Source organism: Bradyrhizobium huanghuaihaiense (assembly GCF_007830635.1).
GTDB classification, from domain to species: domain Bacteria; phylum Pseudomonadota; class Alphaproteobacteria; order Rhizobiales; family Xanthobacteraceae; genus Bradyrhizobium; species Bradyrhizobium huanghuaihaiense.
This window is the reverse complement of sequence record NZ_VLLA01000004.1, coordinates 434,788-459,540: the sequence shown is the minus strand read 5'-3', so window position 1 is coordinate 459,540 and position 24,753 is coordinate 434,788. Positions and strand designations below refer to the sequence as shown.

General features: G+C 64.3%; 25 protein-coding genes and 1 pseudogene. 14 read left to right on the top strand and 12 right to left on the bottom strand.

Annotation, left to right across the window (positions count from 1 at the left end; all coding sequences use genetic code 11):
- From IQ16_RS12720 to IQ16_RS47275, 11 genes and pseudogenes are all read left to right on the top strand, one after another.
- Positions 1-335, top strand: a 335-nt coding sequence (locus IQ16_RS12720; RefSeq protein WP_208751634.1) for a transposase, incomplete at its 5' end; no start/stop codon positions are given.
- 9 nt (positions 336-344) lie between these two features.
- Positions 345-1,130: pseudogene (locus IQ16_RS12715) on the top strand (amidohydrolase family protein); the annotation flags it as partial.
- A 21-nt stretch (positions 1,131-1,151) separates the two neighbouring features.
- Entirely contained in the window at positions 1,152-2,054 is a 903-nt protein-coding gene (locus IQ16_RS12710; protein ID WP_018641322.1) for an NAD(P)-dependent oxidoreductase, read from the top strand.
- A 15-nt stretch (positions 2,055-2,069) separates the two neighbouring features.
- Complete coding sequence (locus IQ16_RS12705; RefSeq protein WP_026311741.1) at positions 2,070-2,954, top strand: intradiol ring-cleavage dioxygenase; 885 nt, start codon at positions 2,070-2,072, stop codon at positions 2,952-2,954.
- 61 nt (positions 2,955-3,015) lie between these two features.
- Entirely contained in the window at positions 3,016-4,410 is a 1,395-nt protein-coding gene (locus IQ16_RS12700) for an FAD-linked oxidase C-terminal domain-containing protein (RefSeq protein ID WP_018641324.1), read from the top strand.
- The gene (locus tag IQ16_RS12695; RefSeq protein WP_018641325.1) at positions 4,407-5,930 is read left to right on the top strand and encodes a sugar ABC transporter ATP-binding protein; all 1,524 of its coding nucleotides are present in this window, start codon (positions 4,407-4,409) and stop codon (positions 5,928-5,930) included. Before IQ16_RS12700 ends, IQ16_RS12695 begins: the two co-directional genes overlap by 4 nt.
- Complete coding sequence (locus tag IQ16_RS12690) at positions 5,923-6,873, top strand: ABC transporter permease (protein WP_018641326.1); 951 nt, start codon at positions 5,923-5,925, stop codon at positions 6,871-6,873. The genes IQ16_RS12695 and IQ16_RS12690 overlap by 8 nt, the downstream gene beginning before the upstream one ends.
- Positions 6,870-7,847 (top strand): ABC transporter permease, encoded by a 978-nt coding sequence (locus tag IQ16_RS12685; RefSeq protein ID WP_018641327.1) that lies wholly within the window; start codon positions 6,870-6,872, stop codon positions 7,845-7,847. Before IQ16_RS12690 ends, IQ16_RS12685 begins: the two co-directional genes overlap by 4 nt.
- A 42-nt stretch (positions 7,848-7,889) precedes the next feature.
- Positions 7,890-8,864: a sugar ABC transporter substrate-binding protein gene (locus IQ16_RS12680; RefSeq protein WP_018641328.1), complete on the top strand. Its 975-nt coding sequence runs from the start codon at positions 7,890-7,892 to the stop codon at positions 8,862-8,864.
- 75 nt (positions 8,865-8,939) lie between these two features.
- Positions 8,940-9,227: a YciI family protein gene (locus tag IQ16_RS12675; protein ID WP_018641329.1), complete on the top strand. Its 288-nt coding sequence runs from the start codon at positions 8,940-8,942 to the stop codon at positions 9,225-9,227.
- 137 nt (positions 9,228-9,364) lie between these two features.
- Complete coding sequence (locus IQ16_RS47275; protein WP_018641330.1) at positions 9,365-9,487, top strand: hypothetical protein; 123 nt, start codon at positions 9,365-9,367, stop codon at positions 9,485-9,487.
- Positions 9,488-9,504: 17 nt separating this feature from the next.
- Here the strand turns inward: IQ16_RS47275 and IQ16_RS12670 are convergent, their stop codons facing one another.
- From IQ16_RS12670 to IQ16_RS12620, 10 genes are all read right to left on the bottom strand, one after another.
- Positions 9,505-10,518, bottom strand: a complete 1,014-nt coding sequence (locus IQ16_RS12670; RefSeq protein WP_018641331.1) for a formate dehydrogenase subunit gamma — start codon at positions 10,516-10,518, stop codon at positions 9,505-9,507.
- Between the two features lie 39 nt (positions 10,519-10,557).
- Entirely contained in the window at positions 10,558-11,154 is a 597-nt protein-coding gene (fdh3B, locus tag IQ16_RS12665; RefSeq protein ID WP_011088224.1) for a formate dehydrogenase FDH3 subunit beta, read from the bottom strand.
- Between the two features lie 12 nt (positions 11,155-11,166).
- Positions 11,167-14,109, bottom strand: coding sequence for a formate dehydrogenase subunit alpha (locus IQ16_RS45120; protein WP_026311742.1), 2,943 nt, complete (start codon positions 14,107-14,109; stop codon positions 11,167-11,169).
- 2 nt (positions 14,110-14,111) lie between these two features.
- Positions 14,112-14,330 (bottom strand): twin-arginine translocation signal domain-containing protein, encoded by a 219-nt coding sequence (locus IQ16_RS12650; RefSeq protein WP_018641333.1) that lies wholly within the window; start codon positions 14,328-14,330, stop codon positions 14,112-14,114.
- A gap of 29 nt (positions 14,331-14,359) precedes the next feature.
- Positions 14,360-15,139, bottom strand: a complete 780-nt coding sequence (locus tag IQ16_RS12645; protein ID WP_026311743.1) for a molecular chaperone TorD family protein — start codon at positions 15,137-15,139, stop codon at positions 14,360-14,362.
- 131 nt (positions 15,140-15,270) lie between these two features.
- Positions 15,271-15,897 carry a DUF3306 domain-containing protein gene (locus tag IQ16_RS12640; RefSeq protein ID WP_018641335.1) on the bottom strand — a complete coding sequence of 209 codons (627 nt, stop codon included), beginning with the start codon at positions 15,895-15,897 and terminating at the stop codon, positions 15,271-15,273.
- On the bottom strand, positions 15,894-16,409 hold the full coding sequence (locus tag IQ16_RS12635; RefSeq protein ID WP_018641336.1) for a DUF3305 domain-containing protein: 516 nt from the start codon (positions 16,407-16,409) through the stop codon (positions 15,894-15,896). Before IQ16_RS12635 ends, IQ16_RS12640 begins: the two co-directional genes overlap by 4 nt.
- On the bottom strand, positions 16,406-17,413 hold the full coding sequence (locus IQ16_RS12630) for a DUF6352 family protein (protein WP_018641337.1): 1,008 nt from the start codon (positions 17,411-17,413) through the stop codon (positions 16,406-16,408). Before IQ16_RS12630 ends, IQ16_RS12635 begins: the two co-directional genes overlap by 4 nt.
- Positions 17,410-17,949, bottom strand: a complete 540-nt coding sequence (locus tag IQ16_RS12625) for a DUF6505 family protein (RefSeq protein ID WP_018641338.1) — start codon at positions 17,947-17,949, stop codon at positions 17,410-17,412. Before IQ16_RS12625 ends, IQ16_RS12630 begins: the two co-directional genes overlap by 4 nt.
- The gene (locus tag IQ16_RS12620; RefSeq protein WP_244635648.1) at positions 17,946-18,701 is read right to left on the bottom strand and encodes a biotin/lipoate--protein ligase family protein; all 756 of its coding nucleotides are present in this window, start codon (positions 18,699-18,701) and stop codon (positions 17,946-17,948) included. Before IQ16_RS12620 ends, IQ16_RS12625 begins: the two co-directional genes overlap by 4 nt.
- A 151-nt stretch (positions 18,702-18,852) precedes the next feature.
- Between IQ16_RS12620 and IQ16_RS12615 the strand changes: the two genes are divergently transcribed.
- Both IQ16_RS12615 and IQ16_RS12610 read left to right on the top strand, forming a co-directional pair.
- Positions 18,853-20,823: a 4Fe-4S binding protein gene (locus tag IQ16_RS12615; protein WP_018641340.1), complete on the top strand. Its 1,971-nt coding sequence runs from the start codon at positions 18,853-18,855 to the stop codon at positions 20,821-20,823.
- 4 nt (positions 20,824-20,827) lie between these two features.
- Positions 20,828-21,121, top strand: coding sequence for a hypothetical protein (locus tag IQ16_RS12610; protein ID WP_244635646.1), 294 nt, complete (start codon positions 20,828-20,830; stop codon positions 21,119-21,121).
- Between the two features lie 14 nt (positions 21,122-21,135).
- On the opposite strand, the gene IQ16_RS12605 is transcribed toward IQ16_RS12610, so the two are convergent.
- The gene (locus IQ16_RS12605) at positions 21,136-22,428 is read right to left on the bottom strand and encodes a c-type cytochrome (protein ID WP_018641342.1); all 1,293 of its coding nucleotides are present in this window, start codon (positions 22,426-22,428) and stop codon (positions 21,136-21,138) included.
- Positions 22,429-22,573: 145 nt separating this feature from the next.
- Between IQ16_RS12605 and IQ16_RS12600 the strand changes: the two genes are divergently transcribed.
- Positions 22,574-22,807 (top strand): hypothetical protein, encoded by a 234-nt coding sequence (locus IQ16_RS12600; RefSeq protein WP_145831483.1) that lies wholly within the window; start codon positions 22,574-22,576, stop codon positions 22,805-22,807.
- A 1,484-nt stretch (positions 22,808-24,291) separates the two neighbouring features.
- Here IQ16_RS12600 and IQ16_RS12585 read toward each other — a convergent pair.
- The gene (locus IQ16_RS12585; RefSeq protein WP_026311745.1) at positions 24,292-24,750 is read right to left on the bottom strand and encodes a nuclear transport factor 2 family protein; all 459 of its coding nucleotides are present in this window, start codon (positions 24,748-24,750) and stop codon (positions 24,292-24,294) included.
- Positions 24,751-24,753 lie beyond the last annotated feature (3 nt).

Here is a 24,753-nt window from a genome sequence, read left to right as displayed (position 1 = left end):
ACAGCGTCACCGCGACTTTTCCGAACCGCAAGCTTCACGTCATCCTCGACAACCTCAACACCCATAAAAAGAACGAGGACTGGCTCAAGGCCCACCCCAACGTGCAATTTCATTTCACGCCGACAAGTGCGTCATGGCTCAATCAGGTCGAAGTATGGTTTTCCATCTTGCAGGGGCAGTCGCTCAGCGGCACCTCCTTCACGAGCCTCAAGCAGCTTCAGGAACACATCGATGCCTACGTCAACGCATACAACGACAGAGCCGAGCCCTTCGTCTGGACCAAGAAAAAGGTCCGTCAACGCCGTTTCAAAGGCCGCCGTATCACTCAGCTCTGATTCCGGGTACTAGCCATTCTCGGTCCGCACTACTCGACGCTCGACGTCGCCATGCACGATTTCCGCCTGGCGCGGGAGCTGAAGCTGATCGCCTCGATGCATCAGGGCGGCGGACCGGCCAACACGCCCGGCGGCTGGGAGAAGCTGATCGAGGCCGGCCTCGTCGGCGCGGGCGTCAACATCGTCCATGGCAATGATCTGCCCGACGATCTGCTGGATCGGATGGTCGATCTCGGCGTGTCGTTCTCGGTGACGCCCGAGAACGAAATGATCCAGGGCCACGGTCTTCCGATCACCGGGCGGCTCCTGAAGCGCGGCGTGCGGCCGACCATCGGCATTGACCTCGAATCCGTGCTGGCCGGCGACCTGCTTTCCGTCGCGCGCGTCGCACTGTCGATGCAGCGGGCGCTCGACAATGCGGCGTCGCACAAAGCGAGCGGCACCATTCCGGCAACGACCACGATTCCCGTCCGCGAGGCGCTGCGCTGGATCACGACGGAAGGCGCCCGCATGCTCGGCCGCGAACACCAGATCGGCTCGCTGACACCGGGCAAGCTTGCCGACCTCGTCATCATCAACGCCTCCGATCTCAATCTTTATCCGGTGCACGATCCCGTCGCGACCGTGGTGATGCAGACGAGTCTCGCCAATATCGAAGCCGTCATGATCGGCGGCGCCTGGAAGAAGCAGAATGGCCGGCTGCTGGTCGAGGCGCTGGACGCGAAGAAAGAGCTGCTGGCGCAATCCGGCCGGCGGCTCGTTGAGGACATCGAACGACAGGGACGCGCCGCCTGAAGGCGCCAATGGACAACAACAATGACTGACACCTCAAAAAAAGTCGCGTTCATCGGAATTGGCAAGATGGGCCTCCCGATGTCAGTGCTCGTTACCAGGGCCGGCTATGCGGTTACGGCGTTCGACCAGAGCGCGGCGCGGCTCGATGAGGCTCGCGCGCAGAGCATCTCGATTGCTGCTTCGACGGCCGAAGCCGTGAGCGGCAAGGCGGCAGTGATCACGTCTCTGCCCGACGACGCCGCCTTGCGCGGCGCGCTGCTCGGCCCTACCGGCCTGATTGCGGCGATGGCTGCGGGATCCGTTTTGATCGAGACCAGCACCGTGAGCGTCGAGGCCTCCACTGAAGTTGCGGCCGCAGCGCGGGCACGCGGCATCGCCTATCTGCGTGCGCCGGTCTCCGGCAACGCCAGCATCGTTCACACCGGCGCCCTGACCTGCTTCGTCTCGGGTCCGAAGGACGCCTTCGAGAACGCAAAGCCGCTGTTCGCAGCCTTCACCCGCGCCCAGACCTATCTCGGGCCCGCCGAGGAAGCGCGTTACGCAAAGCTCTCGGTCAATCTGATGATCGCGGTATCGGCGGCGATGATGGCGGAGAGCCTGGCGCTGGCGCGCAAGGGCGGCATCGCCTGGCAGGATATCTTGAAGGTGCTCGACGACAGCGCGGTCGCTTCCCCCATGGTCAAGTACAAGACTGCGCCGCTTCGCACGCGCGATTTCGAATCCACCTTCTCCTGCAAGCAGATGGCCAAGGATCTCGATTTGATCCTTGGCGCCGGCCACGCCGTCGGCGTGCCGCTTCAGCTCGCAGCTCAAGTGCGCGAGACCTACGGCTCGCTGGTCGCACAGGGCGACGGCGACACCGACTTCATCGCGACCGTCAGGCATCTCGAGCGGCTGTCCGGCCTCGGCGAACCGAAACTGTGATCAACGGAGATGGTCATGCGTAACTTCAACGAGAACACGATCACGGACGCGGTGCTGGAGCGGATCACAGGCGCAACCGACCCACGCATCAAAGAGGTCAGCGAGGCGCTGGTGCGGCACCTTCACGCCTTCGTCCGCGAGGTGCGGCCCACCCAGAAGGAGTGGGAATACGGCATCGACTTCCTGACCCGCACCGGCCACATGTGCGACGACAAGCGCCAGGAGTTCATCCTGCTGTCGGATACGCTGGGCGTCTCCATGCTGGTCGACGCCATCAACCATCCTGTGCCGGAAGGCGCGACCGAGACCACGGTGCTCGGCCCCTTCTTCGTCCAGGCCGCGCCGGAGAAGGACAGCGGTGCCGATATCTCCGGCCCGATGGAAGGCGATCCGATGCTGGTCACCGGCTCGGTCTCGACCGTCGATGGCAAGCCGCTCGCGGGCGCAGTCGTCGACGTCTGGCACTCCGACGATGACGGCTATTACGACGTGCAGCAGCTCGACGATATCGGGGATCTCGCCATGCGCGCGCGCTTCCATACCGACGGCAACGGCCGCTTCCATTTCTGGTCGATCAAGCCGGCCGCCTATCCCATTCCGCATGACGGCCCGGTTGGCGACATGCTGGAGGCCCAGGGACGCCATCCCTGGCGTCCTGCACATGTGCATTTCATGATCTCTGCGCCGGGCTTCGAGCAGCTGGTGACGCATGTGTTCGTCGCCGGTGACGAATATCTCGACAGCGACGTGGTGTTCGGCGTCAAGGACAGCCTGATCCGCGAATTCGTCCGTCAGCCGGCCGGTCGTGCGCCGGATGGTCGCATGGTGGACAGCGACTATTTTCATCTGAACTATGATTTCGGTTTGAAGCAGGTTGCGAGCAGCGCAAGAGCCGCCTAAGCCGAACGACAACTCAGCGGACCGGCAAGAGTCCGTGGATCGGAGCGAACAGGGAGCAAGGATGGGACCGCGGGTCACCACGAGCATATTGGCCGATCGCCTCACCGGCATGATCGGCCCGCGCGCGAGCGTTGCGCGCGGCGTGCTCGATCAGCATGGGCAGAGCGAGTCGCATTATCGCAATTTGCCGCCTGACATCGTTGTCTTCCCGGAAACGACGCAAGAGGTCGCCGAGATCGTGAAGCTGTGCGCGAGCGCGGGCATGCCGATCGTTCCGTTCGGCGCCGGGACCTCACTCGAAGGCAACGCGGCAGCCGTCGCAGGCGGCGTCTGCTTCGACTTCGCGCGCATGAACAAGGTGCTGGCGGTGCACGACAGCGACATGGACGTCGTGGTGCAGCCCGGCATCACCCGCAAGCAGCTCAATGCCGAACTGCGCAATACCGGCCTGTTCTTCCCGATCGATCCCGGCGCCGATGCCTCGATCGGCGGCATGACCTCCACCCGCGCCTCCGGCACCATGGCGGTGCGCTACGGCACCATGAAGGACAACGTCATGGCGCTCGAGGTCGTGCTGGCCGACGGCCGCGTGATCCGGACCGCGAAGCGCGCGCGGAAGTCGGCCGCCGGCTACGACCTGACGCGCATGTTCGTCGGTGCCGAAGGGACGCTCGGCGTGATCACCGAGATCACGTTGAAGGTGCACCCCGTGCCGCAGGCGATCTCGGCTGCGGTGTGCAGCTTCGACACCCTGCACGATGCCGTCGATACCGCGATCTCCGTGATCCAGTCCGCGATCCCCGTCGCACGCATCGAGCTGCTCGACGACGTCATGATACGCGGCATCAATACCTACGCGAAGCTCGGCTACCGCGAGGCGCCCACCCTGTTCCTCGAATTCCACGGCTCGGAAGCCTCGGTCGCCGAGCAGGCCGAGGCCGCGCAGGCGATCGCCGCCGACCAAGGCGGCCATGGCTTTGCCTGGGCGAAGGCACAGGAAGACCGCAGCCGGCTCTGGCATGCCCGCGACAACACGCTCTATGCCGGCCTTGGCCTGCGTCCCGGCGCACGCGCGGTGATTACTGACGTCTGCGTGCCGATCTCGCGGCTGGCGGAATGCCTGACCGGGACAAGGCGCGATGCGGATGAGCACGGTTTCACCGCGCCGATCGTCGGCCATGTCGGCGACGGCAATTTCCACATGCTGATCCTGATCGACCCGGCCAAACCCGAGGAGGCCGAAGGCGCCAAGGCGCTGCAGGCCCGCATGGTCGCCCGCGCCATCGCCATGGACGGCACTTGCACCGGCGAGCACGGTATCGGGCTCGGCAAGATCGACTATCTGGCCGACGAGCTCGGCGAAGCCGTCGATGTGATGCGGCAGATCAAGACCGCGCTCGATCCGAATGGGCTGATGAACCCTGGAAAGATCTTTGCGAGCGGAGCCAAAGCATGAGCGACGCGCTCCCGATCGAAGTCACCTCGCCTGTCCCGCTGCTGGAGCTGCGAGGCATCAGCAAGGAGTTTCCCGGCGTCAAGGCGCTGGATGACGTGTCCTTTGCCGTCTACCCCGGCGAAGTCCACATGCTGCTGGGCGAGAACGGCGCCGGCAAGTCGAGCCTCATGAAGGTGCTGTGCGGTGCCTACCGCGCCGATGCTGGCGAGTTCTACCATGAGGGCAAGAAGGTCGCGATCTCCTCGACCGCCGATGCGCAGAAGCTCGGCATTGCCGTGATCTTCCAGGAATTCTCGCTCGTCCCCTACCTCGACATCGCGCAAAACATCTTCCTCGGGCGCGAGCCGAAGGGCCGCATCCCCGGCACCATCGACCGCCGCAGGATACTGGCGGACGCAAAGCGCGTGCTCGATACGATCGGCTTCGACGTCGATCCCTCCACCATCGTCGACAAGCTCGGCGTCGCACAGCAGCAGATGGTCGAGATCGCCAAGGCGATCAGCCAGAATGCCCGCATCCTGGTGATGGATGAGCCGACCGCGGCGCTGTCCGACCGCGAGACCGAGCTGTTGTTCGCGCTGATCGCGCGGTTGAAGGCCGACGGCGTCTCCATCGTCTATATCTCCCATCGCATGGCCGAGGTGTTCGCGCTCGGCGACCGCATCACGGTGCTGCGCGACGGCCGCCGCATCGACGGCGTCCGGCCCGCCGACGTCTCGCCGGACCAGCTCGTTCGCATGATGGTCGGCCGCAACGTCGACATGACCTACCCGCGTAACTTTGCCGACAAGCCCGGCGAGCTGCTGCTCGAGGTCAAGGGCCTGACCGCGGCGACCGGCATCTCCGACATCAACATAGAGGTGCGCCGCGGCGAGATCGTCGGCCTGTGCGGCCTGGTCGGCTCCGGCCGCAGCGAGGTCGCGCGCGCGATTTTCGGGGCAGATCCCGTGACGTCGGGCGAGATCGTCTTCGACGGCAAGACCATCTCCGGTGAGCCTGATCTTGCCGCCCGCCGCGGCATCGCGCTGATCCCGGAGAGCCGCAAGAGCGAAGGCCTCGCGCTGCTCCGGTCGGTCGGCGACAATCTCGTGGTGTCCGCGCTGAAGAAGCTCTTTCCGAGCGGCCTGTTCGACCAGCGCAGTGCGCAGCGAACCTCCGACGGTCTGATCCGGCAGCTGCGCATCGCAACGCCGAGCGCGCGGCAGACCGTCGGCCTGCTCTCGGGCGGCAACCAGCAGAAGGTCGTGATCGGCAAGTGGCTGGCGGCCGGCTCGAAGCTCTTCATCTTCGACGAGCCGACGCGGGGCATCGACATCGGCGCGAAGTCCGAGATTTTTGCACTGATCGACCGGCTCGTCGCGGAAGGCGCGGCTGCCCTGATGATCTCGTCCGAACAGGTCGAGATCTGCCATGTCTGCGACCGCGCCTATGTGATGCGCGAGGGGCGCATCGCCGGGCACCTGACCCGTAACGAACTGACCGAGGAGAACATCGTGCGACTGGGGATGCATCATGCGTGAAGCCGCGGTCGTCGCAGAGCCCAATCCGCTGCAGCGGATTCCCGGCGTTGCCATCGTGCTGGTGCTGCTGATCGCGCTGTTCAGCGCGATCGCGCCCGGCTTCCTGTCGGTCGCCAATCTCTCCAACGTGCTGGTGCAGTCGACCATCCTGACCATGCTGGCGCTGCCGATGACCTTGATCATCATGACCGAGGGGCTGGACCTGTCGATGGGCGCGGTGCTGACGCTGACCTCGCTCTGCGTCGCCATCGTCTCGCTCGCGACCAAGTCGATGCTGCTGGGCCTTGGCGCCGGCCTGCTGGTCGGCGCGGCTTTCGGCGTCGCCAACGGCTGGCTGGTCGCGATCCTTGGCATTCCGCCCTTCGTCGCGACGCTTGGCACGCTCGGCATGGCGCAGGGCCTGTCGCTGATCGTCAGCGACGGCCAGAGCGTGGTCGGCATCCCCCACAGCGTGCGCGACATCTATTCGGCGACGCTGCTCGGCATTCCCGTGCCGATCGTGATGGCGCTCGTGACCTACGCGGCCTTCCACGGCCTGCTCTATCACACCCGCTTCGGCACCTACATCTTCGCACTCGGCGGCAACCGCGAGGCGCTGCGCTATGCCGGCCTGTCGCCGAACCGGCTGCTGATCGCGGTCTATGCGATCGGCGGCGCCATGGCCGGCATCGCCGGACTGTTGATGACCGCGCGGATGAATTCCGGCCACCCGACGGCGGGTCTTGGCCTCGAATTCGATGCCATCGCGGCCGTTGCCGTCGGCGGCACCTCGTTCGAACGCGGCAATGGCTGGCTGCTCGGCACGCTGCTCGGCGTTGTCTCAGTCGGCGTGCTGCGCAACGGGCTGAACCTGATCTCGCTGCCGTCCTCGGTGCAGGTCGCAAGCGTCGGCGTCCTCGTCATCGTCGCCCTGTTCCTCGACGGCCTCAGGAGCCGTGCATGACCGACATCACCAAAGAAGTCATCGCGCCGCCCCGCTCGTTCCTGTCGCAGGATGCGATCCAGGTGTTCTATCGCCTGCTCGCAGCGCTGCTGATCTGTGCAGTGCTGGCGGTGTTGAGCGACTCCTTCCTCAGCCTCGGCAACATCCTCAATGTGCTCCGGCAGGCCAGCCTGACCTTCTTCATCGCCTCCGGCCTGACGCTGGTGGTGCTCACGGCGGGCCTCGATCTCTCCGTCGGCGCCAATGTCGCGCTGTCCGCCTGCATCGCCGGCACCGTGATCCACAAGACCGGCTCGCCGGCGCTCGGCATCCTCACCGGGCTTGCCTGCGGCGGCATCGTCGGCCTGCTCAACGGCATCATGGTCACGGCGCTGCGCATCCCCTCCTTCATCGCCACCTACGGCATGCTGTGGGTGCTGAACGGCCTCACCTATTGGTACATGGCGGGCGAGACCCTGCACGGCTTCCCGGCAGGCTTCCGCCAAATCGGCAGCGGCTATCTGTTCGGTCTGCCGATCCCGGTCTATCTGCTGCTGGTGTTCCTCGGCATCGGAACGCTGTTCGCGCAACGGACGATCTGGGGCCAGGAGATCTATGCGATCGGCGCCAATCCGGTCGCGGCGCGTCTCTCCGGCATCCCCGTCGCGCGCCGCCTGCTGCTGGTCTACGCCGTCTCCGGCACCATGGCGGGGCTCGCCTCGATCATCTTTCTGTCGCGCCTCAATTCGGCGGAAGCCGACATCGGCGAAAGCCTGACGCTGCCGGCGATCGCGGCCGTGCTGATCGGCGGCACCTCGCTGTTCGGCGGCGTCGGCACCGTGTTCGGCACCTTCATCGGCGCGCTGATCCTGACGCTGGTGCTGAACGGCATGAACCTCTTGTCGGTCAGCGCCAACTGGCAGCCGCTGGTGACAGGCATCATCGTCATTCTCGCGGTCTGGCTCGACATGAAGACCCGCCGCCGCGCGCAATGAGTTCTCGGAAATCCAACAAGCAAAATCAGGGATGGAGGCAATATGAAATTGAGACTGGACTATCTGGCGCTGCCGCTGCTGATGGCAGCCGCGTTCACCACTGGGGCGCGCGCTGACGGCGAGACCATCGCCGTGTTCACCAAGAACCAGACCAACCCGTTCTTCCAGACGGTGCGGGTCGGCGCCGACAACATGGCGAAGGCGCTGAACGCGAAGACGCTGCAGTACATCCCGACCAAGCCGGACTCGATCCCCGAGCAGCTCAGCCAGATCGAGGACGTGGTCGTGAAGAAGCCGAGCGCAATCGTGTTCACGCCGGTCGACTACAAGGCGATGGTGCCCGGCGTCGAGAAGATCAACGAAGCAAAAATCCCCGTCGTGAACATCACCGACCGTTCCGCGGGCGGAAAATTCCTGTCCTTCGTCGGCGCCGACGATTACAGCCTCGGGCTCGAGACCGCGCGCTTCCTGCTCAAGACGCTGGGCGGCAAGGGCAACATTGTCATCATCGAGGGCGTCAAGGGCTCGCTGACCAATGTCGATCGCGTGCGCGGGTTCAACGACGCGCTGAAGGAAGCGCCCGGCGCCAAGCTGCTGGCTTCGCAGCCCGGTAACTATCAGCGGCTGCAGGCGCTTCAGGTGATGGAGAACCTGATGCAGTCGAATTCGCAGATCGACGGCGTGCTAGCGGCCAACGACGCCATGGCGGTCGGCGCGATCGAGGCGCTCGACGGCGCCAACCGCAAGGCTCAGGTGATCGGCATCAACGGCACCAAGGAGGCGATCGACGCGATCAAGTCCGGCAAGCTGCTCGCGAGCGGCGACTACAACGGGTTTGCGCAAGGCTGCCTCGGCACCATGATGGCTGTCCGCGCCCTGCGCAATCAGCCCGTCATCAGCGAGATCGTGCTGAAGCCGACCGTCATCACCAGGGACAATTTTGGGCCGTTCGACGTCCCGCTGGAGCAGCGGACCTGCCCGACCTTCGAGGACGCCGGCAAGCTCGGCGCCAAGTAGATCAACAGATCGCGACAAACCCGGACGGCCGCCCCTCGCGGCCGTCCCAAGACTGAAGTAAGAAACGGAGACACCATGCTGTTCGCCATTCACGCCCTCGACCGCGCCGGCGCGCTGCCGACCCGGCTTGCCAATTACGACGCCCATAAGGCCTTCCTGAGCGACACCTCGCGTTTCGGCATCAAGATTGTGATGTCGGGGCCCCTCGTCTCCGACGACGGCGGGACCATGATCGGCAGCCTGTTCCTGGTCGAAGCCCCCAGCCGTGCGGAAGTCGAGGCCTTTAACCGCGCGGATCCCTTCGCAGCGGCCGGCATCTGGGAGAAGGTCACGATCAGCGGTTTCGTGCGGCGACAAGGATAGATCGCCAGGCTTCGACTGGAACCATAGATGACCAAACGCGGGCCCGGGCTGGCGGTCCGCATCCCCTTGCGCGATCCCAAGCGCAGCCTTTGTCCGCGGCCGGCGGTCCTGTATAATGCTCGCGAGGAGGGATCGCGATGAAGGCTTTCATCCTTGCCTGTGTTGCGACGATCGTCATCACGATGGCTGGAGTTGCCGTGCTCGACAGCGTACAGCTTCCCGTTGCAGAGGCCTTTTCGACGACGGGCGTCCGGCTTTAGGCAATATTCCGTCAGCTCTATTCGGCTGCGGAAGCAGCATGGCGAGGCTGCGGCTGAGAATCGTTCGGGCCGGTCCGTGCCATCTCCTGGTCGAGCCACAGGCTATGGTGCTCGCGCGCCCAGTTGACATCCACCTCGCCTGATCCCATCGCCTCGAAGGCACCTTCCATCCCGATCGTGCCGATGTAGATGTGAGCGAGCATCGCGGCGATGAACAGCACGGCCACGACGGAGTGAACGATCTGGGCCATCTGCATGCCCTCGATCCCCGTCACGTAGAACGGGAACATCAGCACATAGCCCGTCGCGGCCACGAGTCCACCGCCGATCACAACGATCCAGTAGATCCCCTTTTGACCCGCGTTGAAACGGCGAGCCGGCGGATGATCGTGACCGATCAGGCCGCCTCCGCGCTTGATCCACTCCAGATCCACCTTGCTCGGGATATTGCCGGCGATCCACATCAGAAAGATCAGCACGACGCCAATCGTGAAGGGAAAGCTCAGGTAGTTGTGCGCGAATTTCGCCCATTGCGACCATTCCGAGAAGGCGTCAAATCCAATCAGCGGAAGCAGCAGCGGCCGCCCGAACGTGATGTTCAATCCCGAGATCGCCAGGATGATGAAGCAGGTCGCGGTCATCCAGTGCACGAAACGCTCGAAGGTGTTGAACCGCACGATGGTGCGGCCGGATCTTCCGCTTTCGAGGCGGACCATGCCGCGTGTCAAATAGAAGATGACCAGCACCGCCAGCATGCCAAGCATGGCAACGCCGCCGATCCACCGCAGCGCCACGTTGCGGAATTCACGCCATTCGCGGCCGGCAGGTTGCATCAGCACGCCGGAGCGCTGGTCGGGGATGCTGACGCGTCCCTGGATCCGATCCATCTCCTGCAGCAACTTCTGCTCATTGACCGAGCTCGCCGTCGGATTGATCTGCTGGGCCGGCGACGGTACCGGAGCTGCCATGATCAACAGAAGCAACGCCCACGCGCCGATGGCTGGTCGAATGAACCTTGCAAATGAGGACATCTGCTCCTCCCGGCATTTGTGCCCCGGCGCGCGGCGCCTTCAGGACTCGATTGTTTCGCGATAGGCGGTCTTCCAGCCCCATGCGCCCGAACCATAGCCGCGCTTCAACACGCGCTCCTTATAGATCTGGGCGATGATCTCGCCGTCGCCGGCGAGCAGAGACTTGGTCGAGCACATTTCTGCACACAGCGGCAGCTTACCCTCGGCCAGGCGGTTCGCACCGTATTTCTCGTATTCCTCCTTGCTGCCGTCGGCTTCGGGACCGCCGGCGCAATAGGTACATTTGTCCATTTTTCCGCGCGAGCCGAAATTGCCGACTTTCGGATATTGCGGCGCGCCAAATGGACAAGCGTAGAAGCAATAGCCGCAGCCGATGCAGAGATCCTTGGAGTGCAGGACCACGCCATCGGCGGTGGTATAGAAGCAGTTCACCGGACACACTGCCGCGCACGGCGCATCCGTGCAGTGCATGCAAGCCATCGAGACCGATCGTTCGCCCGGCTTGCCATCGGCGATGGTGACGACCCTGCGGCGGTTGATGCCCCAGGGGACCTCGTGCTCGTTCTTGCAAGCCGTGACGCAGGCGTTGCACTCGATGCAACGGTCGGCGTCGCAGAGAAACTTCATACGTGCCATCGTCGTTGCTCCTTATGCCGCCGCGATCTGGCAGAGAGTGACCTTGGTTTCCTGCATGTTCGTCGCGGGATCGTATCCGTAGGTGGTGATCGTGTTGGCGCTTTCGCCGAGCACGATCGGGTCGGTGCCCTTCGGGTAGTTACCGCGGAGGTCTTTGCCCGCAAGCCAGCCACCGAAGTGGAAGGGCATCCAGGCAACTCCCTTGCCGACGCGCTCGGTGACGAGCGCCTTCATCCTTGCCCGGGAATTGTTCTCGGCTCCCGTGACCCAGACCCAGCCGCCATCCTTGACGCCGCGCTCGGCGGCGTCGGCAGGGTTGATCTCGATGAACATGTCCTGCTGCAATTCGGCGAGCCACGGGTTGGTCCGGGTCTCCTCGCCGCCGCCCTCATATTCGACCAGGCGGCCGGACGACAGGATGAGCGGGAACTGTTTTGCAATTCCCTTCTCGACCGCAGCCTTCTGCACGGAGAAGCCGATATTGGGCATCCGGAATTGCTTGGCGTCGGGCAGCGTCGGGTATTTGGCGACGAGATCGACGCGCGGCGTGTAGATCGGCTCGCGGTGAACCGGGATGGGATCGGGCAGGCCGAAGGCATGCATGCGCGCCTTGCCGTTGCCATAGGGAACGCAGCCATGCGCCAGCGCGACGCGTTGGATGCCGCCCGACAGGTCGAGCGCCCACGACACCGCGTCCGGAGTGGCCGGGTTGACCTTGTTGATCACCGCCATTTCCGCTTCGGTGAGCTCGGTATCCCAGCCGAGCTTCTTCAAGCTCGCGAGCGTAAATTCCGGATAGCCGTCCTGGATGCCCGACCCCAACGAGTACGAGCCATCCGCCAGCAGGCTCACCTTGCGTGTCGTGCCGTCCGGCAGCTTCTCTTCACGCTCGACGCCGAACCGCGGCCGGAACGTGCCGCCGCCATCCATCACGTGCAGATTGGTATTGTAGAGCAGCGGCGTGCCGGGGTGCTTGACCTCCGGCGATCCCCAACACGGCCAGGGCAGGCCGTAATAATCGCCGCCGACCTCGGGATCGTCCTTCGGCGCGCGCATCGTCAGCATGTCGAACTTGGCCTGGTTCTTCATGTGCGCCTTGAGGCGCTCGGGCGATTGCCCGCAATAGCCGGTCGACCAGCTGCCGCGGTTCATCTCGCGCAGCACATCCTCTGCTTCAGGAAGATTGTTCTCGACCTTGATCTTCTTGAACATCTGGTCGGCGAATCCGAGCTTCTTCGCCATCAGATAGATGATCTCGAGATCATCCTTCGACTCGAAGATCGGCTTCACGATCTGCTCGCCCCATTGCAGCGAGCGGTTGGAGGCGACGCGCGAGCCCTTGCACTCGAATTGCGTGGCGACCGGCAGAATGTAGACGCCATCCTTGCGCCCCGCTTCGACTGCCAGCGAGGCCCAGGTCGTCGGATGCGGGTCGGCGATGACGAGCAGATCGAGAGCCTTCAGACCGTTGAGGGATTCGGGAATACGGGTGATGCTGTTGGAGGCGTGTCCCTGCACGAACACCGCCCTGACATTGTCCTTCTGCGCGACCTGATCCTTCGGCAGCGTCGCCGCTTCGAACCAGCGGGTCAGCGGGATGCCCGGCGTTTCCATGATCTGCTTGGAGTCGAAGCGCGACTTCAGGAAGTCATAGTCGACCTCCCAGACCCGCGACCAATGCTTCCAGGCGCCCTCGGCGAGGCCGTAGTAGAATGGCAGCGTGACGATATCGAGCCCGACGTCGGTCGCGCCCTGCACGTTGTCGTGGCCGCGGAAGATGTTGGCTCCCTTGCCCTCTCCGCCGACATTGCCGGTCATCAGCAGCAGGATGCAGCTGGCACGCACGTTGGCGGTGCCGACGGTCTTCTGGGTCTGGCCCATGGCCCAGATCAGCGTTGCCGGCTTCTCGGTGGCAAACATCTTGGCGACGCGCTTGAGCTGCTCGCCGGGAATGCCGGTGACGCGCTCGACTTCTTCCGGAGTCCACTTCTCGACCTCCTTCTTGAGGTCGTCGAATCCGTAGACCCGCTGCCGGATGAACTCCTTGTCCTCCCAGCCGTTCTGGAGGATGTGCCACATCATGCCGTAGAGTATGGGGATGTCGGTGCCCGGCCGCATCCGCACATATTCAGTCGCATGCGCGGCGGTGCGCGTCAGGCGCGGATCGATGACGATGAAGTTGGCCTTTTGCAGCTCCTTTCCCTCGAGCAGGTGCTGCAGCGACACCGGATGCGCCTCTGCCGGATTGCCGCCCAGGATCATCTGCGTCTTCGCATTGCGGATGTCATTGTAACTGTTGGTCATCGCGCCGTAGCCCCAGGTGTTGGCGACGCCGGTGACGGTGGTCGAATGGCAGATGCGGGCCTGGTGATCGGTGTTGTTGGTTCCCCAGAAGGCGCCGAGCTTGCGGAACAGGTACGCGCCTTCATTGGTCATCTTGGCCGAGCCGAGCCAATAAACGGAGTCGGGGCCCGACTTCTCGCGCACAGCCTGGATCTTGTCTCCAATCTCGTTGATCGCGGTATCCCAGGAGACGCGGGTCCACTGACCACCCACCAGCTTCATCGGATAGCGCAGCCGCCGCTCGCTATGCACGAGCTCACGCACGGAGGCGCCCTTGGCACAGTGAGAACCGCGATTGATCGGCGAATCCCAACTCGGCTCCTGGCCGATCCATACCTCGTTCAGGACCTCGGCCGTGACAGTGCACCCAACCGAGCAATGCGTGCAGATGCTCTTGCGCACGGTCGCGCCTGCTGTGAGCGGACCGGCCGTCGCCGCTTCCGCCTTGCGCACGCCGCCGACCGGCAGCGCGCCGAGCGCGGCGAGCGCACCACCGGCAAGACCGGATTTACGCAAGAAGCTGCGGCGGTCGAGACCGCTGGCCTGCCCCGCAAGAGACTCGGCAACGGAACCATGGCGCAGGGAATGCTGGTTTGTTCGCTTGATCAGCACGGTCAACCTCCCTTGGCCGGATAACGATTGACGCGATAGAACGCCTTGACGTGATCGGTTTCCTTGTAGCGCGCCTTGCGCTTCTCATCGTTGGTTTCGCTATCAGCCTCCGCGGACCCGACCAGCGGTGTCGCAAGCGTCGCGCCGGCGCCCACCGTGCCGACGCCGACCTTGCGCAGGAAGGCGCGGCGCCCGACTGTGGTTTTCTTGTCTTCACTCATCGCATCTCTCCTGGACCTGCCGGTGCAGGTCAGTTGGCGAACGTGAATGCTTCCGTCTCGATCTCGACAAAGGCGCGACCGAGCGCGCCGACCGCACGATAGAAGATGGCGCTCTCCGCACTCTCGATGTCGGCAAACAGCCGTCCCATCCAGGGCGCGATGTGCTTCTCGAAGAAAGCGCGCTGCGCATCGGACGTCGCTGCGAAGCGGCCTCCCGCGAACCCTGCCATGACCTCGCACAGGATGGCCGCGTGATCCTCCGGCTCCGAATTGTTCGCGACGCGCTCGATCCCAAGCGCAGCGAGGTCGGCGCGCAGGCGCGACAGCGGCCGCTCGTTGAGAAATCCCGTCAGGTAGTAGGAGGCATAGGGCAAGAGCTCGCCGCGGCCGAGACCTGTGAACAGATCGAAATATTCGCGTTCGACCTTCGCGGCGACTGCATTGGCGGCGGCTGCGGCCAGCGCGGCATGCGCGCGCCCGAGCGGCGTCGCATCACCGCTCAATGCGGACAGTTGATCGAGCAGCTTTTCTGATGGTGCTGCAGACAAGAGCGTCGCGAGCAGCAGATACTCCTGCGCACGCGCCGCATCGACGGGATCGATCGGCTCTTCGGACAGAAGCAGCTCGCTGTACAGATCAGGCCGCAGATCATTGCGCGATACGCCGGTGGCCGCTTCGACCGCAATCACCCGTTGTGCAGGCACCTTGGTCCAGTTCGAAACGGAGGGTTGGCTAATGCCGATTTTGCGCGCAAGCCCGGCAACGCCGCCGGCGGCGCAAATCGCTCGTTCGAGGCCATCATCACGCACGTGGACCTCCATCCAAGTCCCGGGTGCTGATTTTGCTTTTGCTACAAAGCGCTAGGCGAAGCGTAGTCCCGGCGGAACCGAGGGTCAATCGCCTCCCATAGTCTGCGGCTATGGCCTTTCGTCGGGGAGCCCTAGCGGGGCAACGCGCCGCCATGCGTGCGGCGAGGAATCGACAGCCGTTCGCTTCCGGTGCTTTCGGCGACCGCTCGTTGCGTTGCAGCAGGAGCAGGTGCTAACTCGGGTCGCACTTCTTCTTCGGCGACGATCTCGTCACCTGGTCCCTCGACCTGACGCAATTCCCGCGAAGAATCCGCGACTTCAACCGGGATCTCGGACAGCGCCTCGGCTGACTTGCTGATGCCGCCGATGATCCTGTCCACGAATGCAGCCAATTCTGCTTCCGAGCAATCCAGCGGCCCAAATCCCGGCATTGCAGAGGGATCGTTGAAGTCCCATGCGTTTTCGGCAAGTCCCACGAAGTCGCGTATGGCGGGATCAGCGCTCCAGGCGCGACGAAGCGCCGCACGTGTCAGCTCCTGCGGAATCCCTTTGCGCAAGAACGCCTTGATATCGGTCGCTGATGTGATCGAGTCGATCGAAGGCAGGCTCGCAAGGTCGAACTCTACGTCGTCGTCTTTCGCAGCTGGCGGCGGGGCCGACTGGATGTCGTCGTGCATTGCCGGATCCGGCTGTGTCGCGTTCGCCTTTGCCTCGTGCTTGAGCCGGGACCAGCGCGCCAGGAACTTATCCTCGCTCATTCATGTCCGCCTTCATGCTGCCGGCGCGCCAACGCCTCCGGATCGGCCTGCCGCCGCTTGCGTTTGAAGAACTCCCGTTCGACGTGGTGCTCGGCAACGAAGCTTTCAATCTGCTCGCGCAGAACTTCCGGCATGGGAACGGCCTCGACCAGATTGGCACCGGCCTCCGTGAACGCTTCGCCTTCCGCAGGATCGGCGGTGGCGGCAGCCACCGAATAGGGCCAGGCGCCTTCGGCAGGCGACAACACGGTCCAAATGCTCGGACTCCCCGACGCGAGATTGTCGCGATAGCGCGCCGTCTCGGAACTGTAGAGATCGACCATAGCGCTGCCGGCATAAAAGAGTGTCCCACCTCCATCTTGACGGAGCACCGTCCAGGACTTTGTGTCCGGCTCGTCCGGCAGCACGGCGACAGCGCGCCAGACGAAGTCGGCCCATGGCGAGCCCGCCTTGTGCCGCTCGACCACGATGCCGACGGGAATGCGCACGAGCGGCAGCGCAGCCGGGCTCATGTCACCATCTCCAGATGCTTGATCGGCAACCCCGTCAGCAAATTCTGCGGCTTCATCCGGAGCTTCTGATCGGAATTCATCGTCAGAATGAGATAGATCGGCTCACCCTGCATCTCGTCCGCGGCCGCACTCTTGTCCGCAAATGTCAGGCGGAACAATGAAAGCACCCGGCCGGCGCTGCGGTCATCGAGTTGCTCCCCGTGCCAGAGACGGTCGCCCAGCCTGGTCGCATCGGCGTCGAGCCCGACATACCAAGTGAGCCGCGCATCACGCAATTCGCGCAGCGGCTCAATGCCGACCTCGATCCCGAGCAGATGGGAGATCCAGCGCGTCATCGCCTGCGCCAGCGCCCCCGGTCCGCGGCCGCTTGCGGTGAGGTCGAACGCCATGTCGAAATCGTCGCTGCGGTGCCAATAGTCGTCGGCATTGTCCTCGCTCAGGACGTCGAGCTGGGCATCGGTCGCGGCCCCCAGCATCGACATCAGCGACAGCACCGGGGTCGGGCTCTGCCCACCGACGACCTCTTCATCCCCGAGCAGCAAGGCCTGCTCATGCGGCAGGATGCGCTGCGGGCGGAAGAACAGCTCGGCCGCGCGCAGCACGAAGGGATCATCGCAGCCATCGAGCGCATTGCGCAGGATCACATGGACGAGCTGATTGACGAACAGCGGCGGCAAAACGTTGGCCCGCGACCGGACCGCGGCAAGATAGGCGGCCTCGAGCGTCGGATGCCGCACCAGAAGATCGCGAAAGGCTAGCACGAACCGCCAGTTCTCCCGGGCATCCGCATCGACAATCGCTGCGACCTCGTCAGCGCCGACCGGCCGGCGGGGAGCGGCAAGCAGCGCGCGGTGCAGCCGCCGCTCGACCGGACATGCTTCGTCCGGCGGAATCAGCTCGGGACGGGCAAAATAGGCCTTCAGGAACTCGTCGGTAACGCAAAGCCCGCCGCTCTCGTTGCGATCGAGCAGATGGTGGCCGCACGCGATCCAGAAATCGTTCATCGGTGCTGCCGCTCCCGGCTCATATCGGCAAGCCTGACATTGCTGTCGGGTTCGACGTCATCCTCGGCTTCCATGAACGAGAACGCCTTGCCGTGCCCCTGCCCTTGCCGCAGCTGCAGCCTGCGAAACGACTCGCGGACCTCGCCGCCGCTCACCGAGCGGTGAACGGCAATGAGCGAGCTGATCGGATGCGCGCACAGCGACTGCACAAAGGCAACCTCCTCTTCGGCGGCCGTCCGCGCGGTTGCCGGATCCGGCGCGCCGAAACGATCGATGAGTTGGCCGGCAAGGAGCTCGATCAGCGCTCGGCAGTCGCTCTCCGTTGCCGGCACAATCTGCGCCAGCGTCGACCAGCCCCAGGATTGCACCCCGAGGAAGCCGCTGCGAAACGCCGCGCGCGCCTTGCCGCTCAGCGTCGCAGGATCGTGGTCGCAGAAGCGGAACGCGCCGGAGACGGCCCATTCGCCGGGCTCCGCCGCCGCATCGAACACGAAGGTGTCGGAGGGATCGAGCGCGATGGTACGCAGCAGTTTCATAGCCGCGGTCCCCCGAGTGTCGGATCGAGCCAGGACGGGGTCGCGAGCGCCTTGACGAGTTCGCGCCGCTCAACCCTGTCGGTGCCGACGCGGCGCGTGAAGAGATCTCCGTTCTCGTCGATGTTCAGGACAGTCCGCCGCTCACGGGGAACCCGACTGAGATAATCGCGTGCGACACTGTCAAAGCCATCGACCTGCCAACAATCGATCACCCGCATCAGGTGCCGTGCAAAACTCTCGGTCACCTCTGCGGCTCCCGCTTCGCCAAACCCCTCCTCATCCAGCGCGGACGCGAGCGGATGAATGCCGGGCCCCTGGTCGGCCATTGCGACAGTCCGGATCATGGCGCCGAACACCAGCCAGGCGGGCGGCTCGTCCTCGCGCGCGGCCGACGGCCATCCCATGCGCGCGCCGCCGACCAGCCCGCCATCGATCTCGACGGCGTCGGGCCAGCCGATTGCGACGGTCTTGTTCGGCGGCGCGTAGGCGCGAAGAGCATCGGTGAGCGCGACCATGCCGGCGTAGAAGGCGCGCCGCGCGGTGCGCAAGGGTTCGCCCGGCTCGAGCACCACGGCGAATTCAGCAAGATCGAACCGCCCGACATACACCAGCGTGCCGGCGCCGTTCTTGGGTGCAATGCGGCAAGCGTCGGCAAAGGCGTCTCTGCTCTCACGCAACCGGACGAGCGTGAAAGGCGGCGGCAGCTGGACCGGCTCCGCCAGGGAGACGTGGCTGGTTGGGGTCGACCGCAAGGCCGTCCTCCACTTTCCTTTTCTTCCCGATAGTGAATATCTATACGAGGTGCAGGAATGGCGCGAGTCCGCAAATCGGCGCCGCACTGGCGGAGGGATTGACCTGAAGCAGCCAGCGAAAACCGTCCTGATCTGCTCGTGTGAAGACACGATGCGCCTCGACGTGGCCACGATCCGGCGCGGATGCCCCAACTGCGAGATCAGGAGCTTTCGCCATCTCTGCGGCGCGGAGCTCGATCATTTCCGCAGCGCGGCAAAGGCGGATGGCCCGCTGACGGTCGCCTGCACGCAGCAGGCTGCGCAGTTCACTGGTGAAATCGACGAACGCCCCGGCGGGATCAGCTTCGTCAACGTCCGCGAGACGGCGGGCTGGTCGCGCGACGGCGCGAATGCGGGCGCGAAGATGGCGGCGCTGCTTGCTGCGGCCGAGATTCCCGCACCGGACTATCCGCTGGTCACATTGTCGAGTGACGGCATCATCCTGATCTATGGACAGGACGAGGCTGCGATCGAAGCCGGGCGGCTGCTTGCCGATCATCTCAACGTAACGGTCATGCTCAAGCAGCCGGCAGGCGTGACACCGCCTGCCGCGGCGGTGTTCCCGATCGTGAAGGGCACGATCCGCAACGCGCGGGGCCATTTTGGCGCATTCGAGCTCACGATCGACGATTATGCGCAGCCGCGCCCGTCTTCGCGCGACCGCTTCGTGTTCGGGGCCCCGCGCAATGGGGCGAGCTCACACTGCGATCTCGTGCTCGACCTCTCCGGCGGTGCGCCGCTGTTCCCTGCGCACGACCTGCGGGACGGCTATCTCCGTGCGGATCCGCGCGATCCCGCGGCAGTGCTGCGCGCCGTGCTGACCGCTCGCGATCTCGTCGGGAGTTTCGACAAGCCGAAATATGTCGACTTCACACCCAGCCTCTGCGCGCATTCGCGCTCGAAGCTGACCGGATGCCATCGCTGCCTCGATTTGTGCCCGACCGGCGCGATCACGCCGGACGGCGACCATGTCGCCGTCAACGCAGACATCTGCGCAGGTTGCGGGCAATGCGCGGCCGCCTGCCCGACGGGAGCCGCGTCCTACGCGCTGCCGCCCGCCGACACCCAGTTGCAGATGCTTCGCGCCATGCTGCTCGCCTATCGCGACGCCGGCGGTGCGGATCCGGTCCTGCTGCTGCATGACAGCGGGCACGGCACGCCGCTGATCGATGCGCTCGCCCGTCATGGCGACGGATTGCCGGCCAACGTGCTTCCTCTCGCCGTCAACGAGTTGACGCAGGTCGGCCTGGAGGCCGTCATCGGCGCATTCGCGTATGGCGCAGCGGCCGTGCGGTTCCTGCTGCGCGCCAAGCCGCGACACGGCGTGACCGGGTTGTTGCAGACGATCGCCATGGCCGAGACCATTCTTGCCGGGCTCGGATTTGACGGCCGCCGCGTGGCCGCGATCGAGACCGACGATCCCGACGTTCTGGCTGACCAGCTGACAGGGATTGGTCCCCTCGCCGGCCTCGAAACTCCCGCAACTTTCCGGACGGTCGGCAAGCGCGGCGATCTGCTTCGCTTTGGCCTCGGTGAATTGCATCGCCTTGCGCCCAAGCCTGTCGACGTGATCGCCTTGCCCGCGGGCGCACCGATTGGTGCGGTCACCGTTGACGCCGGCGGTTGCACGCTGTGCCTGTCCTGCGTGTCGGCCTGCCCGACCGGCGCGCTTCGCGCCGATCCCGAGCGTCCCGTCCTGAAATTCGTGGAGGACGCCTGCGTGCAGTGCGGCCTGTGCCAGAGCACCTGTCCTGAGAAAGTCATCACGCTCACCCCGCAGATCGACTTCCGGGCAAGGCGCGCGCCGGCACGGGTGATCAAGGAGGAAGAACCGGCCCTGTGCGTTCGCTGCGGCACGCCCTTCGGCGTCAAGAGCACGATCGATCGGATCGCGACCAAGCTCGAGGGGCGCCATTGGATGTATCCCACCGGAGACCGCCGGACCGAGGCCTTGCGGATGTGCGCCGATTGTCGCGTCATCGTCATGAGCGAACAGCAGTTCGATCCGATCCAGGACGTTCCGGAACGCGCGCCGCCACGGACGACGGACGACTATCTGCGCCAACGCGAGAACAAGGACTAACCGCATGCCTCGTTTCATGATGGGTTTTTCGACGTGCCTTGCCATCACGGTTCTCGCCGGCACGGCCGCCGAGGCCGCCGCCCTCACCAGGGCTGAAAAGGTCGCGCTCAAACAGGCGATCGTCGCCTGCAAGGCCGAGGCGAAGGGCAAGAAGATCAAGTGGCTGTCGCGCCGGAAATACGTCAACCAGTGTGTCGTGACGGCGCTCAAGGAGCATCCCAGCATCGACGTCGCTCGCATGCTCCAGGAGAAGCCGGAGCTGACGAACATTCCCGTGGAGCAATGGCCGGCCTATTAGAGCGTTGTTGCCAGCTATTTCGACGTCGCACGCGCCAGAAAATCCGTGAGCGCGCGGCGATCCGCGGCCGAGCCGATGTGCTGCTCCGGCATCTTGGTGCCGGGCGTGTAGGCGTTCGGCCCGATCTCGAACAGTTTTGAGACGGTCTCCGGCGTCCAGACGATATCCATGGCCTTGAGCGCGTCGGAGAAGCGATAACCCGGCAGCGAGGCGATCTTCCGGCCGAACAGTCCCGCAAGCGTCGGCCCGGCACGCTGGACCTCGGTTTCCGACAAGGTATGGCAGGCCACGCAGGCCCTGAAGATTTCGGCGCCGTGATCGCCGGCATAGGCCGCGAGCGGATCCGCCGGCGTGCCCAGCACGTTCGACCCGACCGCCGCGCCGGTCAGCGCATTCCAGCGTCTGATCTTGCCGTCACTCCCGCCGGTCAGCAGCGTCGCGCCATCGGGTAAGAACGCGACCGACCAGATCGGCGCGCCAGGCCCGGCGAGCGTGCGCATCACGCTCCTCGCCTTGCGATCGACGATCGCGACTGTGCCGTCGATTGCCCCTGCGGCGATCAAAACACCGTCTTGCGAGATCGCCAGGGCGACGATCGGCTTGGCGGCGACCACGACCTCGCCGGTCTGCCTGCCACCGGCGGTCATCATGCGCAGCTTGCCGTCTGCCGCGCCGGTGATGATTTCGCCATCAGGCGAGATGGCAACGACGTTCAGCGGTGCCGGCATCATGATGGTCTCGGGGCTGCCGTCCGGCAGCGGCCAGATCCGCACCGTCAGGTCGTAGCCAACGCTCACCAGCGATTGTCCATCGGGAGCAAAGGCCACGCCGTTCACACCTTGTGAGTGGCCATGCAGCACGCGCGTCCCGCCGTCAGAGAGCGATGAGATCCGCACCGTGTTGTCCCATGAGGCCGATGCGAGCTTTGACCTATCGGAAGAGACGGCGAGCGCGACAATGGGTCCCGTATGACCTTCGACAACCTGGTCCGGTTGCGGCTGGCCCGGCCTCCAGATCGCAATCTGGCCGTCCGCACCGGCCGTCGCCATGCGTCCGTCTCCGAGGAAGGCTGCCGCGTTCACCGCACCCGAATGGAAGCGCAGGACCTGCTCGGCGGTCTCGGTAGCGAGGGACCACCGGATGGCTGCCGTGTCGAAGCTGCCCGACAAGAGGGTCTTGCCATCGACCGAAACGGCGATCGCGCGGACAGGCCCGCCGTGCCCCGCCAATTGCGCCTGCGTGGGCCGCAGCGGAAGAAGCAGCGATGCCGTCAGAAGGACGGTGGCAAGACGCAGGCGCCTCGACATTGGCCTTTTGGGCAAAAACGTCCCCCTTTGATCCAGCTCAACGAGCGCAGCTCGTATCCGGTTCCAGGTGCGACAAGCGGCGCCTTGAATGGCGATCAACCTGGTCGCAGTCTCGCCAACGGCGCCTCAGAGACCGAGGCCGAACATGCAACTGCACCCGAGAGCCTATCTGCAATTCATCTCGCGGTTGTGGCACTCTCTCGCGCTGCCGCCGCGAAATCGCGATCCCGACACGCAGGGCGCATCGCCACTGCTGATCTACATCGTCGTCGTGTTGGCGCTGTTCCTGATTATCCTTCAAGCCGACGTCTACCAGCTTACATCCCTGGGGCTGCCCGGCAATCCCAACGGGATCAACCCGATTTTCCTGAGCCCTTGAGACCGAGCGTGCATCAATTGCGGGGCACGCGCGCCCCGACCAGTCGCATGGCGAACTGTTCGAGGACATGCGAGCCGCCCAGGACGTCCAGCTCGATGATTGGATGAGGCGCGACAGCAGGATTGTCTCTACGGCTGCGTTCCCCCTGGAAACACAAGAGATCGATCTGCGAACTCTTGAACCGGAAGCCCGCCCTGTTGCGCCTGCCTTTGCATCTCTTGCACCGAAGGCATCCCTGCCCCCGTTGTGCTATTCACCGGTAACGGATGCAATCGCGGCATATTCGACGCGGCCACGACTGCTGTCAGCGCGGCCAGGGCAGAGATCATCAAGAGCTTCATGCGAACCTCCGTTGGTTCGAAAAGAGTCAAAGCCCTGACTAGTGCAGGACTCGAGTTCCCCGTGTGAGATCCCTCACATCTCTCGTTCTCTTGATCGTCGCTGGTGCGACCTGCGCCGCGCTCGCGAGACGCAGCTCTGCATTCTCGCGGCTGATGTCACCCGAGTCTTGCTTGATCGCTCCACCCTCGAAGCCAAGAGGGCGCAGGGAAGACCGGGTGCTGACCTCGCACCCGCGGTCCGCTGCGCGAAAGGTAGCGCAAAGGAGACCGCACAGCAGCATACAGGTGGTGCCAATCACTCGGCCTTCCCTGCGCGATGGTCGGACGGCTTATGCCGTGCTCTCCCGGGAGCCGAATTCCTTCTGGCCTCCCTCGCCCTGCGAATTGACGATGCCGTCTGCCCGGTTGGGTTCGCGCGCATCTTCGCAAGAGGCTTGACCGTAGCAACGACGGCCAGGACCACACGGTTTTGCCGTACGCACGGCCCGCCATTTCGACGCAGTATTTCCAGCCCTGTCGACGGAGCCGAAAACTTACAGACGAGACGAAGCCTAGCAGCGCCACTCGTCCGCACGCGGTAACGAGCTCACAGGGACTACCCGCCCTGCCCGCACCCTCTCGTGCCGACGCTGCCGCGTCCACCGCAAGCCCGACTCGCGAAAATGACGACCACATGATCGCCCCTCAAGGGTGAGCCGGGATGAGCGAGACATACGACAAATCCGAATTTCGGTAAAGTGGAATATTTTTGCGGGCAGGGGTTGACGGGGTAACAGGTGTTTTGCCCGACGGGAGGATCCAGTCCCATTGTGTGAAGCAGGTCACTGCAAGATCGAGCATTTCCCCCTACAAAGACCGAGCATGGCCGCAAACAAGGTAACGGCGGTACGCACGAGACTGTAGAGCGATCGACAGCTATGGACTACTCGAAGCCGCTAGCGTGAAGAGCCCGGCGGCTTTCTTCTCGCCTGCAAGGTCACATGCGATTGGTAGCGGGGGAGCGCTACCGCTTTTCCCCACATCCGCCGAACCTGCGACACCTTCTGCATCTTCCATATGACGCAGGTCGCAGCAGCCTGAGCCGGCTGAGACTTTAGGCCGCGAAGACGTACGAGTTCGTCTGCGCATGACGGGTTAGTCGCTTCAGAACATCCCGTTCGGGTTTGCAGCAGGTACATTCGGGGCATACCAATTGGCTGCGCTTTCTGGAGTGCCCACGACCTGCAACGCATCCCAATGCTCGATAGCCTTTCCGTCGGAGTCCATCTTGAAGATATCGACCCCGGCGATGCCGGTGTCTTGCGGATCGTCATTGAACAAATTGCGGAAATTGACGTGCGACCAGACGTAATCGCCAACAGCGATGATCTTGTGGACATCGACCCGCGCTCGGGTGCGCCCATTGATAACTTGACCGAAGAAGATTCCGAGTGAGTCTGCGCCATCCGGAATGAGCGGATTGTGCTGGACGTAGGCTGGTGCCATGAACCTTGCTGCCGCTTCCTCCGGTTTTCCCTGATTGATCATCAGATCATACATTCCGAGAATGTTGTCCTTGTTCCTGATGGCGCGGGCATCTTTGGGATCGATAAGAACGAGCACGGC

What these genes read in the sequence shown, in the direction of transcription:
- IQ16_RS12615 (WP_018641340.1), top strand. Translation starts at nt 18,853, where the DNA reads ATGCGCCTCGACGTGGCCACGATCCGGCGCGGATGCCCCAACTGCGAG.
- IQ16_RS12680 (WP_018641328.1), top strand. Translation starts at nt 7,890, where the DNA reads ATGAAATTGAGACTGGACTATCTGGCGCTGCCGCTGCTGATGGCAGCC.
- IQ16_RS12600 (WP_145831483.1), top strand. Translation starts at nt 22,574, where the DNA reads ATGCAACTGCACCCGAGAGCCTATCTGCAATTCATCTCGCGGTTGTGG.
- IQ16_RS12640 (WP_018641335.1), bottom strand. Translation starts at nt 15,897, where the DNA reads ATGAGCGAGGATAAGTTCCTGGCGCGCTGGTCCCGGCTCAAGCACGAG.
- IQ16_RS12685 (WP_018641327.1), top strand. Translation starts at nt 6,870, where the DNA reads ATGACCGACATCACCAAAGAAGTCATCGCGCCGCCCCGCTCGTTCCTG.
- IQ16_RS12695 (WP_018641325.1), top strand. Translation starts at nt 4,407, where the DNA reads ATGAGCGACGCGCTCCCGATCGAAGTCACCTCGCCTGTCCCGCTGCTG.
- IQ16_RS12630 (WP_018641337.1), bottom strand. Translation starts at nt 17,413, where the DNA reads ATGAACGATTTCTGGATCGCGTGCGGCCACCATCTGCTCGATCGCAAC.
- IQ16_RS12710 (WP_018641322.1), top strand. Translation starts at nt 1,152, where the DNA reads ATGACTGACACCTCAAAAAAAGTCGCGTTCATCGGAATTGGCAAGATG.
- IQ16_RS47275 (WP_018641330.1), top strand. Translation starts at nt 9,365, where the DNA reads ATGAAGGCTTTCATCCTTGCCTGTGTTGCGACGATCGTCATCACGATG.
- IQ16_RS12610 (WP_244635646.1), top strand. Translation starts at nt 20,828, where the DNA reads ATGCCTCGTTTCATGATGGGTTTTTCGACGTGCCTTGCCATCACGGTT.
- IQ16_RS12635 (WP_018641336.1), bottom strand. Translation starts at nt 16,409, where the DNA reads ATGAGCCCGGCTGCGCTGCCGCTCGTGCGCATTCCCGTCGGCATCGTG.
- IQ16_RS12690 (WP_018641326.1), top strand. Translation starts at nt 5,923, where the DNA reads ATGCGTGAAGCCGCGGTCGTCGCAGAGCCCAATCCGCTGCAGCGGATT.
- IQ16_RS12705 (WP_026311741.1), top strand. Translation starts at nt 2,070, where the DNA reads ATGCGTAACTTCAACGAGAACACGATCACGGACGCGGTGCTGGAGCGG.
- IQ16_RS12675 (WP_018641329.1), top strand. Translation starts at nt 8,940, where the DNA reads ATGCTGTTCGCCATTCACGCCCTCGACCGCGCCGGCGCGCTGCCGACC.
- IQ16_RS12605 (WP_018641342.1), bottom strand. Translation starts at nt 22,428, where the DNA reads ATGTCGAGGCGCCTGCGTCTTGCCACCGTCCTTCTGACGGCATCGCTG.
- IQ16_RS12670 (WP_018641331.1), bottom strand. Translation starts at nt 10,518, where the DNA reads ATGTCCTCATTTGCAAGGTTCATTCGACCAGCCATCGGCGCGTGGGCG.
- IQ16_RS12650 (WP_018641333.1), bottom strand. Translation starts at nt 14,330, where the DNA reads ATGAGTGAAGACAAGAAAACCACAGTCGGGCGCCGCGCCTTCCTGCGC.
- IQ16_RS12700 (WP_018641324.1), top strand. Translation starts at nt 3,016, where the DNA reads ATGGGACCGCGGGTCACCACGAGCATATTGGCCGATCGCCTCACCGGC.
- IQ16_RS12625 (WP_018641338.1), bottom strand. Translation starts at nt 17,949, where the DNA reads ATGAAACTGCTGCGTACCATCGCGCTCGATCCCTCCGACACCTTCGTG.
- fdh3B (WP_011088224.1), bottom strand. Translation starts at nt 11,154, where the DNA reads ATGGCACGTATGAAGTTTCTCTGCGACGCCGACCGTTGCATCGAGTGC.